Origin of the sequence: Pseudoduganella aquatica, from assembly GCF_020865585.1 — a bacterium.
GTDB classification, from domain to species: domain Bacteria; phylum Pseudomonadota; class Gammaproteobacteria; order Burkholderiales; family Burkholderiaceae_D; genus Rugamonas; species Rugamonas aquatica_A.
Window position 1 is genome coordinate 1370638 of record NZ_CP086370.1, and the last position, 24276, is coordinate 1394913.

The following is a 24276-nucleotide window of genomic DNA, read 5'->3' on the forward strand; positions in this document are numbered from 1 at the left end:
GGCGCGTTCATGGCACAGGCGGATATTCTGCAGGCGCGGCCGCAAGCATGGCGGCACTGCGCGCGCCGGCTGCGGCATTGCTCGCTGCTGGCGTTGGCGGCAGCAGTGGCGTTGGCCGCTGCGCTTGCGCTGCCCGTGCCGGCGGAGGCGGGGCAGCTGGACCGCGCCGCCGTGGCGCAGCTGTTTCCCGCGCCGCTGATGGTGGGAGAACGCGACGCGGAACTGCCGGTATGGCCGCTGTACCGCCAGAACGCCACGGCCACCGAGCTGGCGGGCTATGTTTTCGAGTCTGCCGATCTGGCGCCGGTGCCGGGCTTTGCGGGAGTGCCCCCCAACCTGCTGGTGGCATTGGACGCAAAGGGAAAATTCATCGGCGTGTCGCTGCTGTCGCAGCACGAACCGGTGTTCCTCGAAGGGCTGGGCGAACCGCCGTTGCGGCAGTTTTTGGCGCAGTACAAGGGCGTGCCGCTGGCCAGCTCGATCCGCATCGGCGGCAAGGACGACAAGAGCGGCAGCGCGCGCGATGTGCATCTGGACGGCGTGGCGAAAGCCACCGCCTCGGTGCGCATCATCAATCAAAGTGTTTTATCGGCTGCGTTGAAGGTGGCGCGTGCCCGCCTGGGCTTTGCCGCCGGGCGCGATCCCTCGCTGGCCGCCCGCGTGCGGGAGGACGTGGACGAGGTGCTTAGCCTGGAGCGCATGGTGGCGCAGGGCGTGCTGCAGCAGCTCCGCGTGCCGAACCGGGAAGCCGAGGCACTGTTCAAGGGCACGCCGGGCGCCGCCCTGGATGCGGAGGCGCTGCGCGATCCGGACGGCGTGTTCCTCGACTTGCGCATGGCTTATGTGTCGGTGCCTGCTGTGGGCCGCTCGCTGCTGTCGCCGCGCAGCTGGAACAAGCTGCAAGCACGCCTGGAACCTGGCGACCATGCGCTGCTGGCCATCTGGTCGGGCCGTTACACGCTGATGCCGGACGAATTCGTGCGCGGCAGCGTGCCGGACCGGCTGGTGTTGAAGCAGCAGGGCCTGCCGCTGGAGCTGCGCGATCTCGACCTCGATCTCACCTTGAAGGAGCCAGCCGCGTTTGGCGGCGCGCGCGTGGCCGCGTTCCGCGTGATCGCCCAGGCCGGCCTGGACCCTGGCCTGCCACTGGACTTCGCGCTGCCGCTCACGCGCAGCAAGGGCATCGTTTTCCCTGAACGGATCACGCGCGAGCTGGCGCTGCAATACCGGCTGCCTCAGCGCTACTACATTGCCGGCGCCGCCGACGAGAAATCCTGGGGCAGTGTGTGGCGCGCGCGTGCCTGGGAGCTGGGCATACTCAGCGCCGGATTGCTGGCGTTGGCTGGCGCGCTGATGCTGCAGCGGCGGCTCGCGGCGAACGGCAAGCGGCTGCAGCGCTTCCGCATCGCCTACCTGCTGTTCACTGCGGGCTTCGTCGGCTACTGGGCTCAGGCCCAGCTTTCCATCGTCAACGTGGCCGGTGCAATGCAGGCGCTGGCCGCCGGCCGCAGCCTGGCGTATTTGATGTTTGACCCCGCCACGCTGCTGGTGTGGGTGTTCGCGCTGGCTGCGCTGCTGGCATGGGGACGAGGCGCCTACTGCGGGTGGCTGTGTCCCTTCGGCGCGCTGCAGGAATTCAGTGCGCATCTGGGCCGCGTTTTGCGCTTGCCGCAGATACGCCTGCGCAGCAGCGCGGACGTGCGTCTCAAATGGCTGAAGTTCGCCGCGCTTGCCGCCATTGCCATCAATGTGCTTATCGCCAGCAGCGCTACCAGCGCCGCCATCGCGGCCCCTGCGGCGCTCTGGCAGGAGCGGCTGGTCGAGCTGGAACCGTTCAAGACCGCCATCACGCTCGGCTTCGTGCGGAGCTGGCCCTACGTGGCGTATGCGGCCGGGCTGGTGCTGCTCAGCGCCTTCTGGTTCAAGTTCTTCTGCCGCTATCTATGCCCGCTGGGCGCCTGCCTGGCCCTGCTGGGGCGCGTCCGCCTGTTCGACTGGCTACCGCGCCGGGCCGAATGCGGCCAGCCCTGCCAGACCTGCCGCCACCGCTGCGCCTACCAGTCCATTCAGCCAGCGGGAACGGTCGACTACGGCGAATGTTTCCAGTGCCTGGACTGCGTCGTCATCCACGACAGCGAAGACAAGTGCGCACCGCTGCTGATGGAACGCAAGCGCAGCAACTTCATCCCCATTGCGCGCGCCGACGCGAAAGAGCAGACATCATGAAACGAAGAACCGTACTGGCCGCATCCATGGGCCTGCTGGCCGGCGCTGGCGCCGCATCGCCGCCTGCGCGTCTGCACAAGGCCGCCGCGCAGGCTTTCGGCACCACCATCACCGTCACGGTGGCCCACGACGATGGCGCGCAGGCACAGGCGGCCATGGCCGCAGCCTTGCATGAAGCGCAGGCGGTGGACAAGCTGATGTCGATCTACCATCCCGCCAGCCAGGTGTTCCGCCTGAACCGCGACGGTGCGCTGACCGAGCCTGACGCACGGCTGCTGGTGGTGCTGGCCCAGGCCCGCGCCTTGTCCCAGCTGACCGACGGCGCCTTCGACGTCACGGTACAGCCGCTATGGCTGGCCTACAGCGAAGCGGCGCAGCGCGGCCTCCTGCCGGACGCACAGGTGCTGCGCCAGGCGCGCTCCCGCGTGGGCTGGCGCAACCTGTCGTTCAGGCGCAGCGAGGCGCGTTTTCTGCTGCCGGGCATGAGCATTACCCTCAACGGCCTGGCGCAGGGCTATGCTGCCGACCTGGCGCTGGCCGCACTGCGCCGCCACGGCATCCGCAACGCCCTGCTGGACACGGGCGAATTCGCCGCCAGCGGCATGAAGGCGCCGGGCCAGCTATGGGCGCTTGGCATCCGCGACCCGCGCGATTCGCAGTCCTGCACCGACATCGTGCTGGCGCGGGACCGCTGCATCGCCACCTCGGGCGACTATGAGGCCGTGTTCACCCAGGACCGCGTGCACCACCATATCTTCGATCCGGAACGGGGCGATTCGCCGCCGGAACTGGCCGGCGTAACCGTGCTGGCGCCTTCCGCGCTGCTGGCGGACGGCTTGTCGACCGCTTTCATGGTGATGGGTGTGAAGAAGTCCCACGCGCTGGCAGGCCGTCTGCCCGGCATCGATCTGCTCACGGTGGACAAGCAGGGCAACGCGCGCCGCTCGCCCGGTTTCGCTGCGGCGGCGGTGCCGGCATGACTGCGCAGCTCAGCGGCTTATTTCAGGTGCGGCATCTTGCGGTAAATGGTATTGCGGGACACGCCCAGCGCCCGCGCCGTGGCCGACACGTTGCCGCCATGCGTTGCCAGCGTCTTCTGGATCAGGGAGTGCTCCACATCCTCCAGCCGCGCACCGCCGGCAGGCAGGAGGCCGCCGTGTTCTCCCGCGCCTTGCAGCGATTCACCGCAGGGTCCGGCGGCTGCGATATCGTCGAGGAAGTCGTCCGGCATATGCCGCTGCGAGATTTCGTACTCGTCCCCCGCCATCACAATGGCCGTGCGCAGCAGATTGGTGAGCTGGCGGAAGTTGCCCGGCCATTTGTGGCAGCGGAACAGTTCCAGCATTTCCGGCGCCAGCGTGTAGCGCGTGCTGCCGGACTCGATGGCGATGATCTTTTTCACCACCGTTTCCAGGTCGGTGCGTTCACGCAGCGGCGGCAGTTTCACCACCAGGCCATTCAGGCGGTAATACAGGTCTTCGCGGAACAAACCGTTCGCAATACGCTCGCGCAGATTGTGGTTGGTGGCGCAAATGACTTCCACATTCACCGGAATGGACTTGCTGCTGCCCAGCGGCGTGACCATGCGCTCCTGCAGCACGCGTAGCAGCCGCGCCTGCAAGCTGTAGGGCATGTCGCCTATCTCGTCCAGGAACAGCGTGCCGCCGTTCGCTTGCAGAATCCGGCCCACCGCGCCCTTCTTGCGCGCGCCGGTGAAGGCGCCGTCTTCATAGCCGAACAGTTCGGACTCGATCAGCGTTTCCGGAATGGAGGCGCAATTGACGGGGATGAACGGCCCTTGCGCGCGGGGCGAATCGTTGTGTATGGCCTGGGCCAGCAGTTCCTTGCCGGTTCCCGTCTCGCCCATGATCATGATGGGGATATCCTTGCCCAGCACCCGCGTTACCTTGTCGATCACCAGTTCCAGCTGCGGGTCGCCGGTGCGCAGGTAGCGCAGACCGGAAAGCTTGCGCGCTGCATTGGCCGCATGCATGGGCGATGCCGGAGCCGCAGGGCGCGGCGCGGGCTCTCCGTCCTGAGGCGCCGCCAGCACGTGCTGGAAGCGGCTGCTGGCCAAGCGCAGCTGGGCGCGGCCGGATACCCGCACGCCGTTGTGCATGCACAAGTCTAGCAGGCTGGGCGCCGCGGTCCGGTAGTGGTCGAAGAGGGCGGACACGGGAAGACCGAACAGCGAATTGAAGGTGTGGGTCTGCAGCGCGGCGTAGCTCAGCCCCAGTTGGAACAGCCCGTTACGGTTCGCGGACAGGAAGCGCCCGCCCGGAGTGAACGAGGCGATGCCTTCCATTAGCGTACCAATGAACTCCGGTCGGGTGTGGAAATGCAGCGTGATCGCATCTTCAAACGCGGCCGAGAACAGCTGGTTCTCTATCATCAGCGCGGACATGCGCACCAGCGCCATGGTGTGCTTGTGATAGCTGCGCTGGTCGCCGGACACGTCCAGCACCCCGACCACGTTGCCGTGGTGGTCGGTAATTGGCGCGGCGGAGCAGGTGAGGAAATGATTCGCATGCATATAGTGCTGGTCCGCGTGCACCAGCGCCGCGCTCTTTTCGGCGATGGCCGTGCCGATGGCGTTGGTGCCCCGGCATTCCTCGGACCAGGCCGCACCGGGCTGCAGCGCCACCCGGTTGGCCTTCTCCAGAAAGTCGGCGTCGCCCAGGGAGTGCAGGATCACGCCGTCCGCATCCGTCAGCAGCACCATATTATGGGTGTTGATGATTTGCTGGTACAGCGTCTCCATGGCGGGCAGGGCGTGGGTGTGCAGCATCTTGTTCTTCTCTATAAGCAGAGCAAGATCGTTGCGGGCGATGGTGCCGAAGTCCTGCCGGCTCTCCGGGCACAGTCCATAGGCGAGCGAGCGCTCGTGCGAAGTGGTGATGATGCCGGCCATTTCTGGAGCGGCACTGGTGGCGGTTGGCTGGTACATGTCTCCGATTCCTGCAATGGGCCGTCTGATGCGGCGTTTTTGTGTTTGCCGGGTGTTCCTTATTTGAGCACATGTTCCGTTCTGGCACAGATAAAACGGAGCAAATGCCCCGGCAGGGCCGTTAGCCGTGCCGTTCCCTTGCTGTTAGCAAGCCTGATGCCACCTGCTTACATGAACCTGAACCGCCGCGAAATAGGGCTTGCCTATGGGACTGTGGCTTGCTATAGTTCTGTCCCCGCGCTGCTGAGCATACGTAGCGCAGGGGAGTAGGAAAATGAGGGGTTGACGGTTTAAACGAAACGCCTCATAATCTCATCTCTCTGCTGCTGAACAAAACGCTTCAGCAACAACGCAGAATTCTTTAAAAATTTACAATCGATAAGTGTGGGCGTTTGATGATGGGGCCCGCAGCGCAAGCTGCGAAACTCAAATTATTTAAACGCTCAACGAAAAACAAACGTGACCTTCGAAAGAAGGAATCGTCAGTTATTTTGAAGGGCGACCAAGTCAGCAATGACTTTAAACAGAGATTGAACTGAAGAGTTTGATCCTGGCTCAGATTGAACGCTGGCGGCATGCTTTACACATGCAAGTCGAACGGTAACAGGGAGCTTGCTCCGCTGACGAGTGGCGAACGGGTGAGTAATATATCGGAACGTACCCAAGAGTGGGGGATAACGTAGCGAAAGTTACGCTAATACCGCATACGATCTAAGGATGAAAGCAGGGGACCGCAAGGCCTTGTGCTCCTGGAGCGGCCGATATCTGATTAGCTAGTTGGTAGGGTAAAGGCCTACCAAGGCATCGATCAGTAGCTGGTCTGAGAGGACGACCAGCCACACTGGAACTGAGACACGGTCCAGACTCCTACGGGAGGCAGCAGTGGGGAATTTTGGACAATGGGCGCAAGCCTGATCCAGCAATGCCGCGTGAGTGAAGAAGGCCTTCGGGTTGTAAAGCTCTTTTGTCAGGGAAGAAACGGTTTCGGCTAATATCCGGAGCTAATGACGGTACCTGAAGAATAAGCACCGGCTAACTACGTGCCAGCAGCCGCGGTAATACGTAGGGTGCAAGCGTTAATCGGAATTACTGGGCGTAAAGCGTGCGCAGGCGGTTTTGTAAGTCTGTCGTGAAATCCCCGGGCTCAACCTGGGAATGGCGATGGAGACTGCAAGGCTAGAATCTGGCAGAGGGGGGTAGAATTCCACGTGTAGCAGTGAAATGCGTAGAGATGTGGAGGAACACCGATGGCGAAGGCAGCCCCCTGGGTCAAGATTGACGCTCATGCACGAAAGCGTGGGGAGCAAACAGGATTAGATACCCTGGTAGTCCACGCCCTAAACGATGTCTACTAGTTGTCGGGTCTTAATTGACTTGGTAACGCAGCTAACGCGTGAAGTAGACCGCCTGGGGAGTACGGTCGCAAGATTAAAACTCAAAGGAATTGACGGGGACCCGCACAAGCGGTGGATGATGTGGATTAATTCGATGCAACGCGAAAAACCTTACCTACCCTTGACATGGAAGGAATCCCCGAGAGATTGGGGAGTGCCCGAAAGGGAACCTTCACACAGGTGCTGCATGGCTGTCGTCAGCTCGTGTCGTGAGATGTTGGGTTAAGTCCCGCAACGAGCGCAACCCTTGTCATTAGTTGCTACGAAAGGGCACTCTAATGAGACTGCCGGTGACAAACCGGAGGAAGGTGGGGATGACGTCAAGTCCTCATGGCCCTTATGGGTAGGGCTTCACACGTCATACAATGGTACATACAGAGGGCCGCCAACCCGCGAGGGGGAGCTAATCCCAGAAAGTGTATCGTAGTCCGGATTGTAGTCTGCAACTCGACTGCATGAAGTTGGAATCGCTAGTAATCGCGGATCAGCATGTCGCGGTGAATACGTTCCCGGGTCTTGTACACACCGCCCGTCACACCATGGGAGCGGGTTTTACCAGAAGTAGGTAGCTTAACCGCAAGGAGGGCGCTTACCACGGTAGGATTCGTGACTGGGGTGAAGTCGTAACAAGGTAGCCGTATCGGAAGGTGCGGCTGGATCACCTCCTTTCTAGAGTAGGCACCACGCCAAGCGCTCACACTTATCGATTGTTTCGTTCTTTAAAAATTTGGAAGAAGTAAAGATTTATTATTTTCGTTTGATCGCAAGATTGAACGAGGGTAGTGATTGTATGTATCAACAAACGCAACAACGTAGTACTTCTTGCTTTGTAACGGTTCTTTGTTAGTCGCAAGGAATCAATGTTATAGGGACAAGTGAATAAGTGCACATGGTGGATGCCTTGGCGATTACAGGCGATGAAGGACGTAGAAGTCTGCGATAAGCCTCGGGGAGCTGACAAACAAGCTTTGATCCGAGGATTTCCGAATGGGGAAACCCGGCCTTATAGGTCATTGCATGCTGAATACATAGGCATGCAAAGCGAACGCGGCGAACTGAAACATCTAAGTAGCTGCAGGAAAATAAATCAACCGAGATTCCCAAAGTAGTGGCGAGCGAAATGGGATGAGCCTGCATGATTTAGCATGACGCATAGTGGAACGCTCTGGAAATGGCGGCCATAGCGGGTGATAGCCCCGTACACGAAATGCGACGTGTGGAACTAAGTATGCGACAAGTAGGGCGGGACACGAGAAATCCTGTCTGAATATGGGGGGACCATCCTCCAAGGCTAAATACTCGTAATCGACCGATAGTGAACCAGTACCGTGAGGGAAAGGCGAAAAGAACCCCGGGAGGGGAGTGAAATAGATCCTGAAACCGTGTGCATACAAACAGTAGGAGCGGACTTGTTCCGTGACTGCGTACCTTTTGTATAATGGGTCAGCGACTTACATTCAGTGGCAAGGTTAACCAGATTGGGGAGCCGTAGAGAAATCGAGTCCGAACAGGGCGCCAGTCGCTGGGTGTAGACCCGAAACCAAGTGATCTACCCATGGCCAGGTTGAAGGTGCGGTAACACGCACTGGAGGACCGAACCCACTAATGTTGAAAAATTAGGGGATGAGCTGTGGGTAGGGGTGAAAGGCTAAACAAACTTGGAAATAGCTGGTTCTCTCCGAAAACTATTTAGGTAGTGCCTCAAGTATCACCATCGGGGGTAGAGCACTGTTATGGCTAGGGGGTCATCGCGACTTACCAAACCATTGCAAACTCCGAATACCGATGAGTGCGAGCTTGGGAGACAGACGTCGGGTGCTAACGTCCGGCGTCAAGAGGGAAACAACCCAGACCGCCAGCTAAGGTCCCAAAGATTGGCTAAGTGGAAAACGAAGTGGGAAGGCTAAAACAGTCAGGATGTTGGCTTAGAAGCAGCCATCATTTAAAGAAAGCGTAATAGCTCACTGATCGAGTCGTCCTGCGCGGAAGATGTAACGGGGCTAAGCCAGTCACCGAAGCTGCGGATATCCGCAAGGATATGGTAGGAGAGCGTTCTGTAAGCCTGCGAAGGTGTCTTGTAAAGGATGCTGGAGGTATCAGAAGTGCGAATGCTGACATGAGTAGCGATAATGGGGGTGAAAAGCCCCCACGCCGTAAGCCCAAGGTTTCCTGTTCAACGTTCATCGGAGCAGGGTGAGTCGGCCCCTAAGGCGAGGCAGAGATGCGTAGCTGATGGGAAGCAGGTTAATATTCCTGCACCGTCGTATGATGCGATGGGGGGACGGATCGCGGAAGGTTGTCTGACTGTTGGAATAGTCAGTTTCTGCTTCATAGAAGGCGCTTAGGCAAATCCGGGCGCGTAATTCAAGGGAGTGGGACGAGTGAACTTGTTCACGTAGCAATCGGAAGTGGTTCCAAGAAAAGCCTCTAAGCTTCAGTCATACGAGACCGTACCGCAAACCGACACAGGTGGGCGAGATGAGTATTCTAAGGCGCTTGAGAGAACTCGGGAGAAGGAACTCGGCAAATTGGTACCGTAACTTCGGGAAAAGGTACGCCCCGGTAGCTTGGCTGATTTACTTCAGTAGGGCGAAAGGGTTGCAATAAACTGGTGGCTGCGACTGTTTAATAAAAACACAGCACTCTGCAAACACGAAAGTGGACGTATAGGGTGTGACGCCTGCCCGGTGCTGGAAGATTAAATGATGGGGTGCAAGCTCTTGATTGAAGTCCCAGTAAACGGCGGCCGTAACTATAACGGTCCTAAGGTAGCGAAATTCCTTGTCGGGTAAGTTCCGACCTGCACGAATGGCGTAACGATGGCCACACTGTCTCCTCCCGAGACTCAGCGAAGTTGAAGTGTTTGTGATGATGCAATCTACCCGCGGCTAGACGGAAAGACCCCATGAACCTTTACTGTAGCTTTGCATTGGACTTTGAACCAATCTGTGTAGGATAGGTGGGAGGCTTTGAAGCGGGGACGCCAGTTCTCGTGGAGCCAACCTTGAAATACCACCCTGGTTTGTTTGAGGTTCTAACCTTGGTCCGTGATCCGGATCGGGGACAGTGCATGGTAGGCAGTTTGACTGGGGCGGTCTCCTCCTAAAGTGTAACGGAGGAGTTCGAAGGTACGCTAATTACGGTCGGACATCGTGATGATAGTGCAATGGCATAAGCGTGCTTAACTGCGAGACCGACAAGTCGAGCAGGTACGAAAGTAGGACATAGTGATCCGGTGGTTCTGTATGGAAGGGCCATCGCTCAACGGATAAAAGGTACTCTGGGGATAACAGGCTGATTCCTCCCAAGAGTTCATATCGACGGGGGAGTTTGGCACCTCGATGTCGGCTCATCACATCCTGGGGCTGTAGCCGGTCCCAAGGGTATGGCTGTTCGCCATTTAAAGTGGTACGTGAGCTGGGTTTAAAACGTCGTGAGACAGTTTGGTCCCTATCTGCCGTGGGCGTTGGAAATTTGAAGGGGGCTGCTCCTAGTACGAGAGGACCGGAGTGGACGAACCTCTGGTGTACCGGTTGTCACGCCAGTGGCATTGCCGGGTAGCTAAGTTCGGAAGAGATAACCGCTGAAAGCATCTAAGCGGGAAACTTGCCTTGAGATGAGATTTCCCGGAGCTTTAAGCTCCTTGAAGGGTCGTTCGAGACCAGGACGTTGATAGGCTGGGTGTGGAAGTGCAGTAATGCATTAAGCTAACCAGTACTAATTGCCCGTAAGGCTTGTCCCTATAACATTGATGGTTATAGGCGAGAAGTGCGCATGTTGTGCGTATGTTGATACGCAATCGCTACTAATAAATCTGAATTCTTCCAAGTTTTAAGCTATTGCGACGCATCAGCGTCGCAAGGCTACAAGTCAAAGCCTGATGACCATAGCAAATCGGTCCCACCCCTTCCCATCCCGAACAGGACCGTGAAACGATTTTGCGCCGATGATAGTGCTGCAACCAGTGTGAAAGTAGGTTATCGTCAGGCTAGTTATATTAAAAAAGCCCGCTAGTGAACTAGCGGGCTTTTTTTCGTCTATACGCCCCAAACAATGTCATGGCCGTCAGAAATGGCGGCGCGCAGCATTTCCAGCAGGGGAAACACGCGGGTGGCGAAGCCGATGTGCTGTTTTTCCGTCAGCGGCTCGTCGTCGTCCAGCGCGGCTGTCGAGTGGGTCTTGTCGTGGTGGTGCTCTATGTCCTGGTCGGGGTGAAGCTTGCTGAGCGCAACTTCATGCTCCAGCGCAGCCAGTGCGCCCGCCGCTTCCGCCGCCGTGATTACGCCGCGCGTGGGACTCTTGTTCAGCAGTTCCAGTATGCGCTCGGCATGTTCCTTGTACATCATGACCGCTGGAGAGGATTTGGATTTGAATGTGATCATGGCGTTTCCCCACTCTTGTTGTGCGTGTTCAAACGATAACACGACTTTCATCCGCGCACATCAGTTCGGCTTGAACGAGCGCATGAACATCTCGATCTCGTCGTTCAGCATGTGCTTGTCCCGGCCCACCACGATCAGCTGGTAGACCCGTTTGTCGCTGGCAATGAAGCGCCCGACCATGCGCAGCGCTTCGCCGTTGCGCGATCCCTTTGCATCCACTTCTATCGCTTGCGGCTGCTGGCCTTGCTTTGCGGCCAGTTTTTCGGTGGTGATGGTGCCGTTGATATTGGCGACCATGGCGGTTTTCATGGCGGCAACCGCAGCCTGGGCCTGGGCGGCATCGGCCATTTCGGCGGCGCCCACGGCAAAGGTGACGCCGTCCACTTCCGCCGCCGCCATCTGCATGTTCACGGTGGCGCCGCCCAGATTGATGCTGCGCGTGTGCGTCGCCGGCTTGGCCGGGAACAGCACGGCATAGGGCGCTTCGGTGCTGCGGAAGTCGCGCCAGTCGAATTTGGGGCTGCAGGCGGCGAGTGCGGCACAGGCCAGCGCCGCGCCCAGGGCCGCGCGAACGGCAGTGGTGATTTTGGTATCCATAAGGTGATGGTATCAGGCGGCAAGCGTGTCCGCCATCGGCGCTACATATCGAGCAGGGCGCGGCGGAACTGGATGGCCTGGCTGACGTGGTGGGCCGTGATGGCGGAGGAATGGTCCAGGTCGGCAACGGTGCGCGCCATCCGCAGCACGCGGTGATAGGCGCGCGCCGACCAGTGCAGCTTGAGCATGCTGTCGCGCAGCACGGCCCGGCCTTCGCGGTCCAGCTTGCAGTGCCGTTCGATGTCCCGCGTGCCCATCAGCTGATTGGTTTTGCCCTGGCGGGCCTGCTGGATACTCCAGGCTTGCTGCACGCGCGCGGCCACCACGGCCGAGGTTTCGCCGTTCGCCGGCGCTTCGAGTTCGTCCGGAGAGAGCGGCTGGACCGAGATCAGCAGATCCATGCGGTCCAGCAGCGGCCCCGATATCCTGCCCTGGTAGCGCAGGATGACGTCCGGCGGGCAGTGGCATTTTCCGCTGGGATGGCCGTGGTAGCCGCAGGGGCAGCCATTCATGGCCGCCAGCAGCTGGAAGCGGGCCGGGAAGTCGGCGCGGTGGGCGGCGCGGGAGATGGTGACCTTGCCCGATTCCATCGGCTCGCGCAGCACTTCCAGTACGCGCCGGTCGAATTCGGGCAGCTCGTCGAGAAACAGCACGCCCCTGTGCGCCATGGAAATTTCTCCCGGATGGGGCACGCTGCCGCCGCCTACCAGCGCCACGCCGGACGAGGTATGGTGAGGAGCACGAAATGGACGAGCCTTCCAGCTGCCGGCATCGAAATTGCCGCTGAGCGATTGCACCGCCGCCGCTTCCAGCGCCTCTTCATCCGTCATGGCGGGCAGCAGGCCGGGGAAGCGCGCGGCCAGCATGCTTTTGCCTGTGCCCGGCGGACCGACCAGCAGCACGCTGTGGCAGCCGGCCGCCGCCACTTCCAGCGCGCGCTTGACGCCGGCCTGGCCTTTGACGTCGGACAGGTCCGGATAATCCGGCGCCAGTGCTGGCGCGGCAGGCTGGTGGCGCTGCAGTGCACCGCTGCCGTCGCCCCGGTGGGCGAAGTGGGCGCACACCTGCGTGAGCGACGTGGCCGGGTAGATCAGCGCATCGCCTACCAGCGCCGCCTCGTCGGCGTTGGCCAGCGGCAAGATGAAGGCGCGCCGCTTGCTGCGGGCGCTGCGGTGCATGGCGTAGGTCATGGCCAGGGCACCGCGTATCGGCCGCAGCTCGCCCGACAGCGACAGCTCGCCGGCGAATTCATAGTCGCGTAGAGGCGTAGTGGGAATTTGGCCGGACGCGGCCAGGATGCCGAGCGCGATCGGCAGGTCGAAGCGGCCCGATTCCTTGGGCAGGTCGGCCGGGGCCAGATTGACGGTGATGCGCTGGGCCGGCATCTCGAAGCCGGCGTTCTGGATCGCCGCGCGCACCCGGTCGCGCGCCTCCTTCACTTCGGTTTCCGGCAAACCCACCATGGCGAAGGCGGGCAAGCCGTTCGCCAGGTGGACTTCGACGCTGACTTCGGGCGCCTCCATGCCCGCCAGCGCGCGGCTTCTCAGTACGGCGAGACTCATGCGTTTCCCCTCGGCGGCCAGGCGATTGACTATCTTAGCGCGCTGCCCAGCCCGTGTTTTTGAGGCCGCGCAAGGCGGCGGCGTCGCAATGTCGTTATTGCCACAAAGTTGATTGCGCCTGTTTGCGGACGAGCATAGACTTGGTAGAAAGTTGTAAGAGAATTCCTACGCATGCCTTATTCATTAAGGGGGTCTATCATGTGCAAATCGCTCCGCGCCGCCCATATCTGCAGCGCTTTCTTGCTGGTGCTATGCCAGCTGATGCTGGCCGGCGCGGCGCGCGCCGCCGGTCCGGACGACGTGGTCGGCATGGTGCTGGACGTGCAGGGCAGCGGCGAACTGCTGCGCAGCGGACGCTCCAGCAAGCTGCAATTGCTCAGCTATATCAAGCCGGGCGCGCAGTTCAAGCTGGAGGCCGGCAGCAAGGCCTCGCTGTCGCATTACGGCGCCAAGCTGATCTACCAGCTGGTGGGGCCGGTGCTGGCCGAGGTCGGCGAGGACGGCGTGAAAGTGCTCAACGGCACGCCTGCCACCACCAAGTCGCTGGCGGAAAAAGTGGTGGCCGCCGCCGTGCATCCGAACATGGGGGCGGCGGCGTTCAAGATGCGCTCGCTGGGCCAGGAAATCGCCATCCAGTCGCCGATCAACCGCAGCGTGCAATTGGGGGCGCGGCCCCGCTTCCAGTGGAGCGTGCCCGAACCGGCCAGTTTCCAGCTGATCCTGACCGAAGCGCCGGAACGCGTGGTGGCCAAGGCCACAGTGGAAGGCTCGACCTGGGATCTGCCGCCCGGCACCACGCTGGCGGCAGGCAAGGAATACCGCTGGACCGTCAGCTATACGGCGCCCGACGGCCAGCAGCGCTCGGCAGCGGCCGACTTCACGGTGGCCGCCCAGGCCGATGCCGACGCCATGCGCGCGCTCAAGCCCGGCGCGGGCGCGGCGGTGGATGAGTGGGTGCTGTACGCCGCCATCCTGCGCGACCGCCAGATGCTGGACGAGGCGCGCCAGGTCTGGCGCGACATCGCCGCCCAGCGCCCGGACCTGACCACCGCCCACACCATGGCGCGCTAGTTCCGCCACTGTGGCTGCGCACCCGTCCGCCAGGCTGGCCGCCGCCGGCATCAACGCCGCCGCGCTGGCGCTGTGCACGCTGCTGGCACTGCTGGCCGCCCCGGCGCTGGACCAGCGCCTGCTGGACGCCCAGTTCGCCCTGAACCGCGCCTGGTTCCCGCAGCCGGTGCAGACCGACGTGGTGCTGGTGGGCATAGACGAGGCCTTCCTGGATACGGTGGAAGAACCGCTGACCCTGAGCCACCGCTACCTGGCCGCCTTCCTGGACGCCACCAGCGAAGCGGGCGCGCGCGTGATCGCGCTCGACCTGGTGCTGCCGGAAAAGCGTTTCGACACCCTGATCTCGGCACACGAGCCGGACTTCGACTTCCACCGCACTCTGCTGGCGGGGTTGATGCGCACGCTGCCGCGCAGCAAGCTGGTGCTGGCCAAGGTGTGGGACACGGAACGCAGCCACTACCGCGACATCCAGCTCGACTACGCCGCTGTGCTCAATACCCAGCAGGACGGCGTGCAGGCGCTGGCCTCGGCGCTGTTCTGCAGCGATGACGACACCCGCATCCGGCGCTATCCCGACCCCGGCTGGAATTGCCTGCCGGACCGCAGCACCTACACCCTGTCCAGCGAAATCAGCGCGGCCATGGGCAAGCGCCAGCAATGGAGCGGCTTGATCAATTACCAGATCGGCCCCGCTTTCCGCTATCTGCCGCTGCAGGAGGTGCTGCGCCTGGCCGAGCGCGGCGGCAAGGAGCAGCTGCGCGCCATGTTTGCCGGCAAGGCGGTGCTGGTGGGCACGGTGCAGGACGACACCGACCTGCTGAACCTGCCGGCCGCGATTGCGGCCTGGCGCGAGGGGCGGCGGCTGCCGGGCGTGCTGGTGCACGCGCAGGCCGTGCGCAGCATGCTCAACCAGGGGCTGATCCAGCCGCTGGGGCCGGCCTGGGCCTGGGGCATGGCGGCGGCCGGCGCGCTGTTCTGGTTCCATGCGGCGGTGGCGCGCAAGGTGCTGCTGGCCATGCTGGCCAGCGCGGCGCTGCTGGCGGCCAGCAATATCCTGCTGCGCCAGGGTTTGTGGATTGCGCCCAGCGCCATGCTGGCCAGCCTGTGGCTGGCTGTGCTGTCGCGCTCGGCGGACCAGGGCTGGCGCAACTTCAGCGAAAAGCAGCGCCTGCGCCGCACCTTCTCCGGCTATGTCAGCCCGCAGGTGATGCAGCAAATCGTGGAGGGCGGGGTGGACGCGCGCAAGCAGGGCGCCAAGGTGGAGGTGTGCGTGCTGTTCTCGGACATCCGCAACTTCACCAGCATGAGCGAGCTGCTGCCAGCCGAGCAGGTGGTGGCGCTGCTGAACCGCTATTTCGGCCGCATCACCTCCATGGTGCACAAGCATGGCGGCACGGTGGATAAATTCATCGGCGACGGCATGATGGCGTTTTTTGGTGCGCCCAATGAATTGCCCAGCCCGGAGAAGGCGGCGCTGGAGGCCGCGCGCGACATGCTGGCCGAACTGGCCCAGCTGAACGCCGAGCTGCGCGCCGAAGGCAAGGCCGAGCTGGCGATGGGCATAGGCCTGCATAGCGGGCCGGCGGTGATAGGCTATATCGGCTCCAGCCACCGGCACGAATACACGGCCATCGGCGACACGGTGAATGTGGCGTCGCGGCTGGAGGGGCTGTGCAAGCAGCTGGGCTATCCCATTATCTGCTCGGGCGCCGTGGCCGAACGGCTGGGGCCGGACGGCGCCGCCATGCTGTCGCCGCTGGGCGAGCATGGCTTGAAAGGGCATAGCGCGGTGCCGGTCTACGGCTGGGACCCGCAGGCGGCCGGCGCCTGAGGCGGCTACTCCGTATTACTGCGGCGGCAGCTTCGCTTCCAGCTCCGCCAGGCGCGCTTCCAGCAGCTCCAGCTTGGCGCGCGTCTTGGCCAGCACTTGCGCCTGGATGTCGAACTCCTCGCGCGTCACCAGATCCAGCTTGGCGAAGCCCTGGGTCATCATCGATTTCACGTTTTTCTCGATATCCTTGGCCGGCGAGCTCTCGATGGCCTGGTTGATCTTGCCTTGCAAGTCATTGAAGAAGTTGTTCATGTCCATGATGTTTCCTAGATTGATGTGTTTTCGCACCATCCCGGTGCGATGCCAGTAAATTAAGCATTAATATGGTGCGGAATACTCTCTCTGCCGCGCTGCCATTCCTGTAATTCCCGCTAACTATCTAACAAGCTTGCATGAAGTCAGCTGGCACGCATTCTGCTAAAGAGGTAGTGAACGCTTAGGCTTAGCCTGGATTTTAAACCGCAACCGCTCCAAAAGTTCAAACTAAAGGATATCGCCATGAAATACATGACCAAGCACCTGACTCTTGCAGCAGCAATCACTCTCGCGATGGCTAGCCTGGGAGCCGGTCTGGCCCGTGCGGAAGACGCTCCAGCGGCGAAACCGGATAACGAAGTGTCCTACAACGTGGCACTGACCACCGACTATCGCTATCGCGGCATTTCCCAGACCCGCCTCAAGCCTGCGCTGCAAGCCGGCGCGGACTGGGTTAACAATCCAACCGGCTTCTACGCCGGCACCTGGGCGTCGAGCATCAAGTGGATCGACGATGCGGGCGGCGACGTGAACCTGGAATGGGATATCTACGGCGGCAAGCGCGGCGACATCGGCGGCGGCTTCAGCTACGACGTGGGCGGCCTGTACTACTTCTACCCGTCCAACGGCCTGCATCCTAGCGCCAACACCTTCGAACTGTACGGCGCCATCAGCTATGGCCCGGCCACGCTGAAATACTCGCGCTCGACCACCAATCTGTTCGGCTTTGCCGACAGCAAGAACAGCGGCTACTTCGACGCTTCCGTCAACCAGGAAATCCAGGACGGCTACATCCTCAACCTGCACGTGGGCCGCCAGAACGTGAAGCACAACAGCGTTTCCAGCTACACCGACTGGAAAGTGGGCGTGACCAAGGATTACGGCGTGGTTACTGTTGCGCTGGCGGCCGTCAAGGCCAGCACCGATGTCTACACCTCGCCGCGCAATGGCAAAGATCTGGCCAAGATGGGCGCTGTGCTGACCGTTTCCAAAACTTTCTAAGCGAGGCACCCCATGAAACTGATTACCGCCATTATCAAGCCCTTCAAGCTGGACGAGGTCCGCGAGGCTTTGTCGGCGATTAATGTGCAAGGCATTACCGTGACCGAAGTGAAGGGCTTCGGCCGCCAGAAGGGCCACACCGAACTGTACCGTGGTGCTGAATACGTGGTCGACTTCCTGCCCAAGACCAAGATCGAAGCGGCGGTGGACGACGCGGTAGTGGAGCAGGCCATCGAAGCGATCGAAGGCGCGGCCCGCACCGGCAAGATCGGCGACGGCAAGATCTTTGTCTACAACCTGGAACAGGTTGTCCGTATCCGTACCGGCGAAACCGGCAACGACGCTCTCTAAGGGGAACTTTGAAATGAAGAAAACCATAACAAAATTGCTGGCCGGGGCCGCTGTCCTGTTTGCCTTTAGCGCGGCGCTGCCGGGCTACGCGCAAGATGCCAAGCCTGCCGATGCACCTGCCGCCAGCGCAGCTGCCGCCTCCGCGCCAGCGGCGCCGGCCGCCGCCGCGCCTGCGGCAGCACCCGCCGCCGCGCCGGCAGCAGCTGCGCCGGCCGAAGCGCCTGCCGCGCCAGCTCCGGTGCCGAACAAGGGCGACACCGCCTGGATGTTCGTCGCCACCCTGCTGGTGATCCTGATGACCATCCCTGGCCTGGCCCTGTTCTACGGCGGCCTGGTGCGCTCGAAAAACATGCTGTCCGTGCTGCTGCAGGTGTTCATGGTGTTCGCCGTGATCATCGTGCTGTGGTGCATCTACGGCTACTCGCTGGCGTTCACCGAAGGCGGCGCCTTCTACGGCAAGTTCGACCGCCTGTTCCTGAACGGCATCTGGGATCCGGTCAAGGGCGTGTTCAGCGTGGCGGCCACCTTCAGCAAGGGCGTCGTGATTCCTGAGTTCGTCTTCGTGGCCTTCCAGGGCACCTTCGCCGCCATTACCTGCGGCCTGATCGTCGGCGCCTTCGCCGAGCGCGCCAAGTTCACCGCCGTGCTGGCCTTCATGGTGCTGTGGTTCACCTTCTCGTATCTGCCTATCGCCCACATGGTCTGGTTCTGGACCGGTCCGGACGCGATCAAGGACGCCGCCACCGCCGCTGTTGAAGGCGCGAAAGCGGGCTTCATCTTCCAGAAAGGTGCGCTGGACTTCGCCGGCGGCACCGTGGTGCACATCAACGCCGCTGTGGCCGGCCTGGTTGGCGCCATCATGATCGGCAAGCGCGTCGGCTACGGCCGTGAATCCATGGCGCCGCACTCGCTGACCATGACCATGGTGGGCGCTTCGCTGCTGTGGGTGGGCTGGTTCGGCTTCAACGCCGGTTCGGCCCTGGAAGCGGGCGACATCGCCGCGCTGGCCTTCATCAACACCCTGCTGGCAACCGCTTGCGCCACCGTGTCGTGGGTCTTCGGCGAGTGGATCACCAAGGGCAAGCCATCCATGCTGGGCGGCGCGTCCGGCGCAGTGGCCGGCCTGGTGGCCATCACCCCGGCAGCCGGCTTTGTCGGTCCGATGGGCGCACTGGTGATCGGCCTGCTGGCCGGCATCGTCTGCCTGTGGGGCGTGAACGGCCTGAAACGCCTGATCGGCGCCGACGACTCGCTCGACGTGTTCGGCGTGCACGGCGTGGGCGGTATCCTGGGCGCGGTGCTGACCGGCGTGTTCGCTGCTCCTTCCCTGGGCGGCCAGGGCATCTTCGACTACGTGGCCAACAAGGCTTCGGCTGACTACTCCATCAGCGGCCAAGTGATCACCCAGCTGACCGCAGTCGGCATCACCATCCTGTGGTCGGCCGTGATTTCGGTTATCGCCTACAAGCTGGTGGACATCGCCATCGGCCTGCGCGTACCGGAAGAAGAGGAACGCGAAGGCCTGGACATCACCAGCCATGGCGAGTCCGCGTACCACGCTTAAGCTGGCACGTGTTTTTTCAGTAAAAATGCAGTAAAAGGCGCCCGAAAGGGCGCCTTTTTGCATTTCCGGCCTTTAAATTGGCGTTTTTGCCCCGATTTGGTGAGCTCGCGCGGTAAGATTAGACAGTTTCCCCAGTTGTTAAGGATGTAGCCATGGTTCCCCACCTCGTCACGGCCCTGACCGGACCGCTGCTCGACCTCGAAGAAAAAATCCTGGCCGCCACGCCGGCCATTGAGCGCTGGTTCCGCCTCGAGTGGCAGGAACATACGCCGCCGTTCTATTGTTCGGTGGACTTGCGCAATGCCGGCTACAAGCTGGCCCCGGTGGACACCAATCTGTTCCCGGGCGGCTTCAACCACCTGGCCAGCGAAATGCTGCCGCTGTCGGTGCAGGCCGCCATGGCCGCCATCGACAAGTACTGCCCGGACGCGCGCAACCTGCTCTTGATCCCGGAAGTGCACGACCGTCATCCGACCTACCTGGAAAACGTGGCGCGCCTGATGCAGATCTTCCGCCAGACCGGCCTGCACGTGCGCCTGGGCTCGCTGTCCCCGGACATCACCCAGCCGACGCCGCTGGCGCTGCCTGACGGCAACATGCTGGTGATCGAGCCGCTGGTGCGCTCGGCCAACGGCCGCCGCCTGGGCCTGAAGGATTTCGACCCGTGCACCATCCTGGTCAACAACGACTTGTCGGCCGGCATACCGGACATCCTGCAGAACATCCACGAGCAGAGCCTGCTGCCGCCGCTGCACGCCGGCTGGGCGCTGCGCCGCAAGAGCAACCATTTCACCGCCTATGACGAGGTGGTGAAGAAGTTCGGCAAGCTGATTGGCGTGGACCCGTGGATGCTCAATCCCTTCCACGCCAAATGCGGCGGGGTGGACTTCGACAGCGGCGAAGGGCTGGATTGCCTGGCCACCAATGTGGACGCGGTGCTGGCCAAGATCCGCAAGAAGTACAAGGAATACGGCATCAAGGACCAGAAGCCCTTCGTCATCATCAAGCCGGACGCGGGCACCTACGGCAAGGGCATCATCTCGATCCGCGACGCGGCCGAGCTGAAGGACCTGTCGGCGGCGCAGCGCAACAAGATGTCGGTGGTGAAGGACGGGCGCGTGGTGTCGGACCTGAATATCCAGGAGGGCGTGCCGACCTTCGAGAGCATCAAGGATGCGGTGGCCGAGCCGGTGGTCTACATGATAGACCGCTACGTGGTGGGCGGGTACTACCGCGTGCACGCGGAGCGCGGCGTGGAGCAGAACCTGAACGCGCCGGGCTCGCAGTTTGTGCCGCTGGCGTTCGCTCAGCAGCACGCGGTGCCGGATTTGAAGGCCAAGCCGGGGACGGCGGCGCCTAACCGTTTCTACGTGTACGGTGTGGTGGCGCGCCTGGCGCTGCTGGCCGCGTCGCTGGAGATGGAACGCACCGATCCGAATCCCGAGGTTTATTGACGCGTTGGCGGGTTACGGCTGCGCCTAACCCGCCCTACGAACCGTCGCCGATCCGGATGCCGTAGGGCGGGTTAGGCGGCACGCCGTAACCCGCCATTGCAAACTCGGCTAAAATCAGGCATTACTCCGACTGGACGCGCCCATGAAAATTGCATTCCTTGCCGATCCGCTGGCAGGCTTTAAGACCTACAAGGATTCGACTTACGCCATGATGGTGGAGGCGGCGCGCCGCGGCCACGCGCTGTATGCCTTTGAACAGAAGGACATGGCGCTGAACGAGGGCACCGTGACGGCGCTGGTGTCGCGCATCACCCTGACCGGCGACGCCCACGACTGGTTCCGCGCCGAGCCGCAAGAGGAAACCCGCCTGGACGCCTTCGACGCCGTGATCCAGCGCAAAGACCCGCCGTTCGACATGGAATACGTCTACGGCACCTATCTGCTGCAGCTGGCCGAGAAGCAGGGCGCGCGCGTGTTCAACCGCCCGTCCGCCATCCGCGACCACAACGAAAAGCTGTCCATCGCCCAGTTCCCGCAGTTCACCGCGCCCACGCTGGTGGCCTCGAGCGAGGCGCGCCTGCGCGCCTTCCACCAGCAGCACCAGGACATCATCCTCAAGCCGCTGGACGGCATGGGCGGCGCCGGCGTGTTCCGCGTCAAGGCCGACGGCCTGAACCTGGGCGCCATCATTGAAACGCTGACCGACAACGGCAAGCGCACCATCATGGCCCAGCGCTACATTCCCGACATCGTCAAGGGCGACAAGCGCATCCTGGTGATCGGCGGCAAGCCGGTGCCGTACTCGCTGGCGCGCATCCCGCAGGCCGGCGAAGTGCGCGGCAACCTGGCAGCCGGCGGCACCGGCGTGGCCCAGCCTTTGACCGCGCGCGACCTGGAAATTGCCGAAACCCTGGGCCCGGTACTGGCGGCGCGGGGACTGTTGCTGGTAGGATTAGATGTCATTGGCGAAAACTTGACGGAAGTGAACGTCACCAGCCCGACCTGCTTCCAGGAGATCACGGAGCAGACCGGTTTCCAGGTCGCGGCCATGTTCATCGATGCGGTCGAGGCGCATAGCCAGGCAGCCCAGGTATAAGAAGGCGAATATGGTAGGCATACTGCTTATGACCCACGCGCCGCTGGGGCAGGCTTTCATCGCGGCCTGCAACCACGTGTTCCGGGGCGTGACGGAGCGGCTGGAGGCGATCGACGTGATGGCGGACCAGGACCTGGAGGAAGTGCAGGCGCTGGCGGCCGCCGCCATCAAGCGCCTGGACGCCGGCGACGGCGTGCTGGTCATCACGGACGTGAAAGGCGGCACGCCCGCCAATTGCTGCAACAAGCTGGCCGACGCGGGCCGGGTCGAGGTGATAGCGGGCATCAGCCTGCCGATGCTGCTGCGCGCCATCACCTACCGCCGCGATACGCTGGACGTGGTAGTGGAAATGGCCTTGGCCGGCGCCCAGAGCGGCGCGGTAAGGGTGGACAACCGGATCAGGGTGGTTTAACCCTATTTTGAGACGACTATAAAAATGATTCAGCAAGAACTCGAAATTATCAACAAGCTGGGCCTGCATGCCCGCGCTTCCGCCAAATTCACCCAACTGGCAGCCAAGTATAAAAGCGATGTCTGGCTGACACGCAATGCCCGCCGCATCAACGCCAAGTCCATCATGGGCGTGATGATGCTGGCCGCCGGCAAGGGCGCCAAAGTCATGCTGGAGGCCGACGGCGCCGATGAAGGCGATTGCATCGCCGCCCTGTCCGCACTGGTGAACGACAAGTTCGGCGAAGGCGAGTAAATGCCGGACGACCGCAGCGCTACGCAGCAATCCCTCCGTTTTCTGACAGGCCCGCCCATGGCATCGTTCACCCTACACGGTATTCCTGTTTCGCGCGGCATCGCCATCGGGCGCGCGCATTTGCTGGCGCCGGCGGCGCTGGACGTCAAGCACTACCTGGTGCCGGAGGAACGCCTGGAGGCGGAAGTGCTGCGGCTGCAGGAAGCGCTGGCCACCGTGCACCGCGAGCTGCAAACGCTGTGGAACGAACTGCCGCAGGACGCGCCGACGGAACTGGGCGCTTTCATCGACGTGCACGTGCTGATCCTGTCGGACCCCTTGATTTCCGAAGCGCCGCTCGACATCATCCGCACCCGGCACTACAACGCCGAGTGGGCGCTGCTGACCCAGATCGACGAGCTGTCGGCGCAGTTCGACGAGATTGAAGATCCCTATCTGCGCGAGCGCAAGGCCGATATCCAGCAGGTGGCCGAGCGGGTGCTGAAGGTGCTGATGGGCAGCGAGCCGCTGCAGGCCCGCAGCCCCGGCGACGCGGACGATTTCCAGGCCCAGATGATCGTGGTGGCGCACGACATCTCGCCGGCCGACATGCTCAAGTTCCGCGACCGCTCCTTTATCGGCTTCGTCACCGACGTGGGCGGCCAGAACTCGCACACCGCCATCGTGGCGCGCAGCCTGGACATTCCGGCGGCCGTCGGCATGTCGCAGGCCTCCACGCTGATCGAGCAGGACGACTGGATCATCATCGACGGCGACGCCGGCGTGGTGATCGCCAATCCGAGCGCGCTGGTGCTGGAGCAGTACCGCGAGCGCCAGATGACGCAGGCGCGCGCGCGCAAAAAGCTCAACAAGCTGAAGAAAACCGCCGCCGTCACCAAGGACGGCACGGCCATTACGCTGCTGGCCAATATCGAACTGCCGGAGGACTGCGAGTCGGCCATGGAGTCCGGCGCCAACGGCGTCGGCCTGTTCCGCTCCGAGTTCCTGTTCATGGGGCGCGACGCGCGCATCCCGACCGAGGACGAGCAGTTCGAGCAGTACAAGAAAGCCGTGGTGGCCATGAAGGGCCGCCCGGTCACCATCCGCACGCTGGACATCGGCGCGGACAAGCCGCTGGACCAGGCCGAGCACACCGCGCTCAATCCGGCGCTGGGCCTGCGCGCCATCCGCTACTGCCTGGCCGAGCCGCAGATTTTCCTGAGCCAGCTGCGCGCCATCCTGCGTGCCTCGGCCTTCGGCAAGGTGCGCATCCTGATACCGATGCTGGCGCACGCCTTCGAGATCGACCAGTCGCTTGCCATGATAGAGCAGGCCAAGGGCCAGCTGCGCGACGCCGGCGTGAAGTTCGACGCCAATGTGGAGGTTGGCGCCATGATCGAAATTCCGGCCGCCGCGCTGGCGCTGCCGATGTTCGTCAAGCGCATGGACTTCCTGTCCATCGGCACCAATGACCTGATCCAGTACACGCTGGCGATCGACCGGGTTGATTATGAGGTGGCGCACCTTTACAATCCCCTGCATCCCGCAGTGCTGCAACTGATCGCCATGACCATTTCGGCCGGCCACAAGGCCGGCATCGACGTGGCCGTGTGCGGCGAAATGGCGGGCGACGTCAAGCTCACCCGTTTGCTGCTGGGCATGGGGCTGCGCGAGTTCTCCATGCATCCGGCGCAGCTGCTGTCGGTCAAGCAGGAGATCCTCAACAGCGACCTGGCGCGCATCGTGCCGCAGACCCGCAAGGTACTGCGCTCGATGGAGCCGGGCGCCATCGCCGACGCCGTGGCCGCACTGCAGGCGATGTAACGCTAACAACAAAGCAAGCCTGCGGAACCCATCCT

Annotated in this window: 17 protein-coding genes and 3 rRNA genes; 15 read left to right on the forward strand and 5 right to left on the reverse strand. The window is 62.3% G+C overall.

Going from position 1 to position 24276, the window contains the following annotated elements; all coding sequences use genetic code 11:
• The first annotated feature begins 9 nt into the window (after nt 1-9).
• Both KT882_RS05970 and KT882_RS05975 read left to right on the forward strand, forming a co-directional pair.
• Nucleotides 10-2226, forward strand: coding sequence for a 4Fe-4S binding protein (locus KT882_RS05970; RefSeq protein WP_228894940.1), 2217 nt, complete (start codon nt 10-12; stop codon nt 2224-2226).
• Nucleotides 2223-3206 (forward strand): FAD:protein FMN transferase, encoded by a 984-nt coding sequence (locus tag KT882_RS05975; protein ID WP_228894942.1) that lies wholly within the window; start codon nt 2223-2225, stop codon nt 3204-3206. Before KT882_RS05970 ends, KT882_RS05975 begins: the two co-directional genes overlap by 4 nt.
• 17 nt (nt 3207-3223) lie before the next feature.
• On the opposite strand, the gene KT882_RS05980 is transcribed toward KT882_RS05975, so the two are convergent.
• The gene (locus tag KT882_RS05980) at nt 3224-5173 is read right to left on the reverse strand and encodes a sigma-54-dependent Fis family transcriptional regulator (RefSeq protein ID WP_228894952.1); all 1950 of its coding nucleotides are present in this window, start codon (nt 5171-5173) and stop codon (nt 3224-3226) included.
• A gap of 532 nt (nt 5174-5705) precedes the next feature.
• On the opposite strand from KT882_RS05980, the gene KT882_RS05985 reads away from it, so the two are divergent.
• From KT882_RS05985 to rrf, 3 genes are all read left to right on the forward strand, one after another.
• Nucleotides 5706-7236 (forward strand): 16S ribosomal RNA (locus tag KT882_RS05985).
• Between the two features lie 200 nt (nt 7237-7436).
• Nucleotides 7437-10309, forward strand: a 23S ribosomal RNA gene (locus KT882_RS05990).
• A 134-nt stretch (nt 10310-10443) separates the two neighbouring features.
• A 5S ribosomal RNA gene (rrf, locus tag KT882_RS05995) occupies nt 10444-10556 on the forward strand.
• Together the 16S, 23S and 5S rRNA genes form the textbook arrangement of a ribosomal RNA operon.
• A 48-nt stretch (nt 10557-10604) precedes the next feature.
• Here the strand turns inward: rrf and KT882_RS06000 are convergent.
• Genes KT882_RS06000 through KT882_RS06010 form a run of 3 tightly spaced genes read right to left on the reverse strand, consistent with a single transcriptional unit; the run spans nt 10605 to nt 13108 of the window.
• A complete protein-coding gene (locus KT882_RS06000) occupies nt 10605-10949 on the reverse strand; it encodes a DUF1840 domain-containing protein (protein WP_161075314.1) in 345 nt (114 codons plus the stop codon).
• 60 nt (nt 10950-11009) lie between these two features.
• Entirely contained in the window at nt 11010-11546 is a 537-nt protein-coding gene (locus KT882_RS06005) for a hypothetical protein (protein ID WP_161075315.1), read from the reverse strand.
• Nucleotides 11547-11587: 41 nt separating this feature from the next.
• Entirely contained in the window at nt 11588-13108 is a 1521-nt protein-coding gene (locus KT882_RS06010; RefSeq protein WP_161075316.1) for a YifB family Mg chelatase-like AAA ATPase, read from the reverse strand.
• Between the two features lie 198 nt (nt 13109-13306).
• On the opposite strand from KT882_RS06010, the gene KT882_RS06015 reads away from it, so the two are divergent.
• On the forward strand, nt 13307-14179 hold the full coding sequence (locus KT882_RS06015) for a hypothetical protein (protein ID WP_161075317.1): 873 nt from the start codon (nt 13307-13309) through the stop codon (nt 14177-14179).
• Nucleotides 14180-14189: 10 nt separating this feature from the next.
• A complete protein-coding gene (locus KT882_RS06020; RefSeq protein ID WP_228894954.1) occupies nt 14190-16010 on the forward strand; it encodes a CHASE2 domain-containing protein in 1821 nt (606 codons plus the stop codon).
• Nucleotides 16011-16025: 15 nt separating this feature from the next.
• Here the strand turns inward: KT882_RS06020 and KT882_RS06025 are convergent, their stop codons facing one another.
• Complete coding sequence (locus KT882_RS06025; protein WP_161075319.1) at nt 16026-16268, reverse strand: accessory factor UbiK family protein; 243 nt, start codon at nt 16266-16268, stop codon at nt 16026-16028.
• Between the two features lie 240 nt (nt 16269-16508).
• On the opposite strand from KT882_RS06025, the gene KT882_RS06030 reads away from it, so the two are divergent.
• The 8 genes from KT882_RS06030 to ptsP all read left to right on the forward strand — a co-directional run bounded on the left by KT882_RS06030 (nt 16509) and on the right by ptsP (nt 24241).
• Entirely contained in the window at nt 16509-17267 is a 759-nt protein-coding gene (locus tag KT882_RS06030; protein ID WP_161075320.1) for a TorF family putative porin, read from the forward strand.
• Between the two features lie 12 nt (nt 17268-17279).
• Nucleotides 17280-17618 carry a P-II family nitrogen regulator gene (locus KT882_RS06035; RefSeq protein WP_056398174.1) on the forward strand — a complete coding sequence of 113 codons (339 nt, stop codon included), beginning with the start codon at nt 17280-17282 and terminating at the stop codon, nt 17616-17618.
• A 13-nt stretch (nt 17619-17631) separates the two neighbouring features.
• A complete protein-coding gene (locus KT882_RS06040; protein ID WP_161075321.1) occupies nt 17632-19182 on the forward strand; it encodes an ammonium transporter in 1551 nt (516 codons plus the stop codon).
• Between the two features lie 152 nt (nt 19183-19334).
• Nucleotides 19335-20636, forward strand: coding sequence for a glutamate--cysteine ligase (gene gshA, locus KT882_RS06045; RefSeq protein WP_161075322.1), 1302 nt, complete (start codon nt 19335-19337; stop codon nt 20634-20636).
• Between the two features lie 142 nt (nt 20637-20778).
• Nucleotides 20779-21732: a glutathione synthase gene (gene gshB, locus KT882_RS06050; protein ID WP_161075323.1), complete on the forward strand. Its 954-nt coding sequence runs from the start codon at nt 20779-20781 to the stop codon at nt 21730-21732.
• Nucleotides 21733-21742: 10 nt separating this feature from the next.
• Nucleotides 21743-22144 (forward strand): PTS sugar transporter subunit IIA, encoded by a 402-nt coding sequence (locus KT882_RS06055; RefSeq protein WP_161075324.1) that lies wholly within the window; start codon nt 21743-21745, stop codon nt 22142-22144.
• 24 nt (nt 22145-22168) lie between these two features.
• Nucleotides 22169-22438: an HPr family phosphocarrier protein gene (locus tag KT882_RS06060; RefSeq protein ID WP_093552146.1), complete on the forward strand. Its 270-nt coding sequence runs from the start codon at nt 22169-22171 to the stop codon at nt 22436-22438.
• A gap of 57 nt (nt 22439-22495) precedes the next feature.
• Nucleotides 22496-24241 (forward strand): phosphoenolpyruvate--protein phosphotransferase, encoded by a 1746-nt coding sequence (gene ptsP, locus KT882_RS06065; protein WP_161075325.1) that lies wholly within the window; start codon nt 22496-22498, stop codon nt 24239-24241.
• Nucleotides 24242-24276 lie beyond the last annotated feature (35 nt).

Excerpts from the sequence above, each read along its gene's own strand:
- KT882_RS06010 (WP_161075316.1), bottom strand. The coding sequence starts at position 13,108 with ATGAGTCTCGCCGTACTGAGAAGCCGCGCGCTGGCGGGCATGGAGGCG.
- ptsP (WP_161075325.1), top strand. The coding sequence starts at position 22,496 with ATGGCATCGTTCACCCTACACGGTATTCCTGTTTCGCGCGGCATCGCC.
- KT882_RS06015 (WP_161075317.1), top strand. The coding sequence starts at position 13,307 with ATGTGCAAATCGCTCCGCGCCGCCCATATCTGCAGCGCTTTCTTGCTG.
- KT882_RS06030 (WP_161075320.1), top strand. The coding sequence starts at position 16,509 with ATGAAATACATGACCAAGCACCTGACTCTTGCAGCAGCAATCACTCTC.
- KT882_RS05975 (WP_228894942.1), top strand. The coding sequence starts at position 2,223 with ATGAAACGAAGAACCGTACTGGCCGCATCCATGGGCCTGCTGGCCGGC.
- KT882_RS05980 (WP_228894952.1), bottom strand. The coding sequence starts at position 5,173 with ATGTACCAGCCAACCGCCACCAGTGCCGCTCCAGAAATGGCCGGCATC.
- KT882_RS05970 (WP_228894940.1), top strand. The coding sequence starts at position 10 with ATGGCACAGGCGGATATTCTGCAGGCGCGGCCGCAAGCATGGCGGCAC.
- KT882_RS06040 (WP_161075321.1), top strand. The coding sequence starts at position 17,632 with ATGAAGAAAACCATAACAAAATTGCTGGCCGGGGCCGCTGTCCTGTTT.
- KT882_RS06035 (WP_056398174.1), top strand. The coding sequence starts at position 17,280 with ATGAAACTGATTACCGCCATTATCAAGCCCTTCAAGCTGGACGAGGTC.
- KT882_RS06005 (WP_161075315.1), bottom strand. The coding sequence starts at position 11,546 with ATGGATACCAAAATCACCACTGCCGTTCGCGCGGCCCTGGGCGCGGCG.
- KT882_RS06025 (WP_161075319.1), bottom strand. The coding sequence starts at position 16,268 with ATGGACATGAACAACTTCTTCAATGACTTGCAAGGCAAGATCAACCAG.
- gshA (WP_161075322.1), top strand. The coding sequence starts at position 19,335 with ATGGTTCCCCACCTCGTCACGGCCCTGACCGGACCGCTGCTCGACCTC.
- KT882_RS06000 (WP_161075314.1), bottom strand. The coding sequence starts at position 10,949 with ATGATCACATTCAAATCCAAATCCTCTCCAGCGGTCATGATGTACAAG.
- gshB (WP_161075323.1), top strand. The coding sequence starts at position 20,779 with ATGAAAATTGCATTCCTTGCCGATCCGCTGGCAGGCTTTAAGACCTAC.
- KT882_RS06055 (WP_161075324.1), top strand. The coding sequence starts at position 21,743 with ATGGTAGGCATACTGCTTATGACCCACGCGCCGCTGGGGCAGGCTTTC.
- KT882_RS06060 (WP_093552146.1), top strand. The coding sequence starts at position 22,169 with ATGATTCAGCAAGAACTCGAAATTATCAACAAGCTGGGCCTGCATGCC.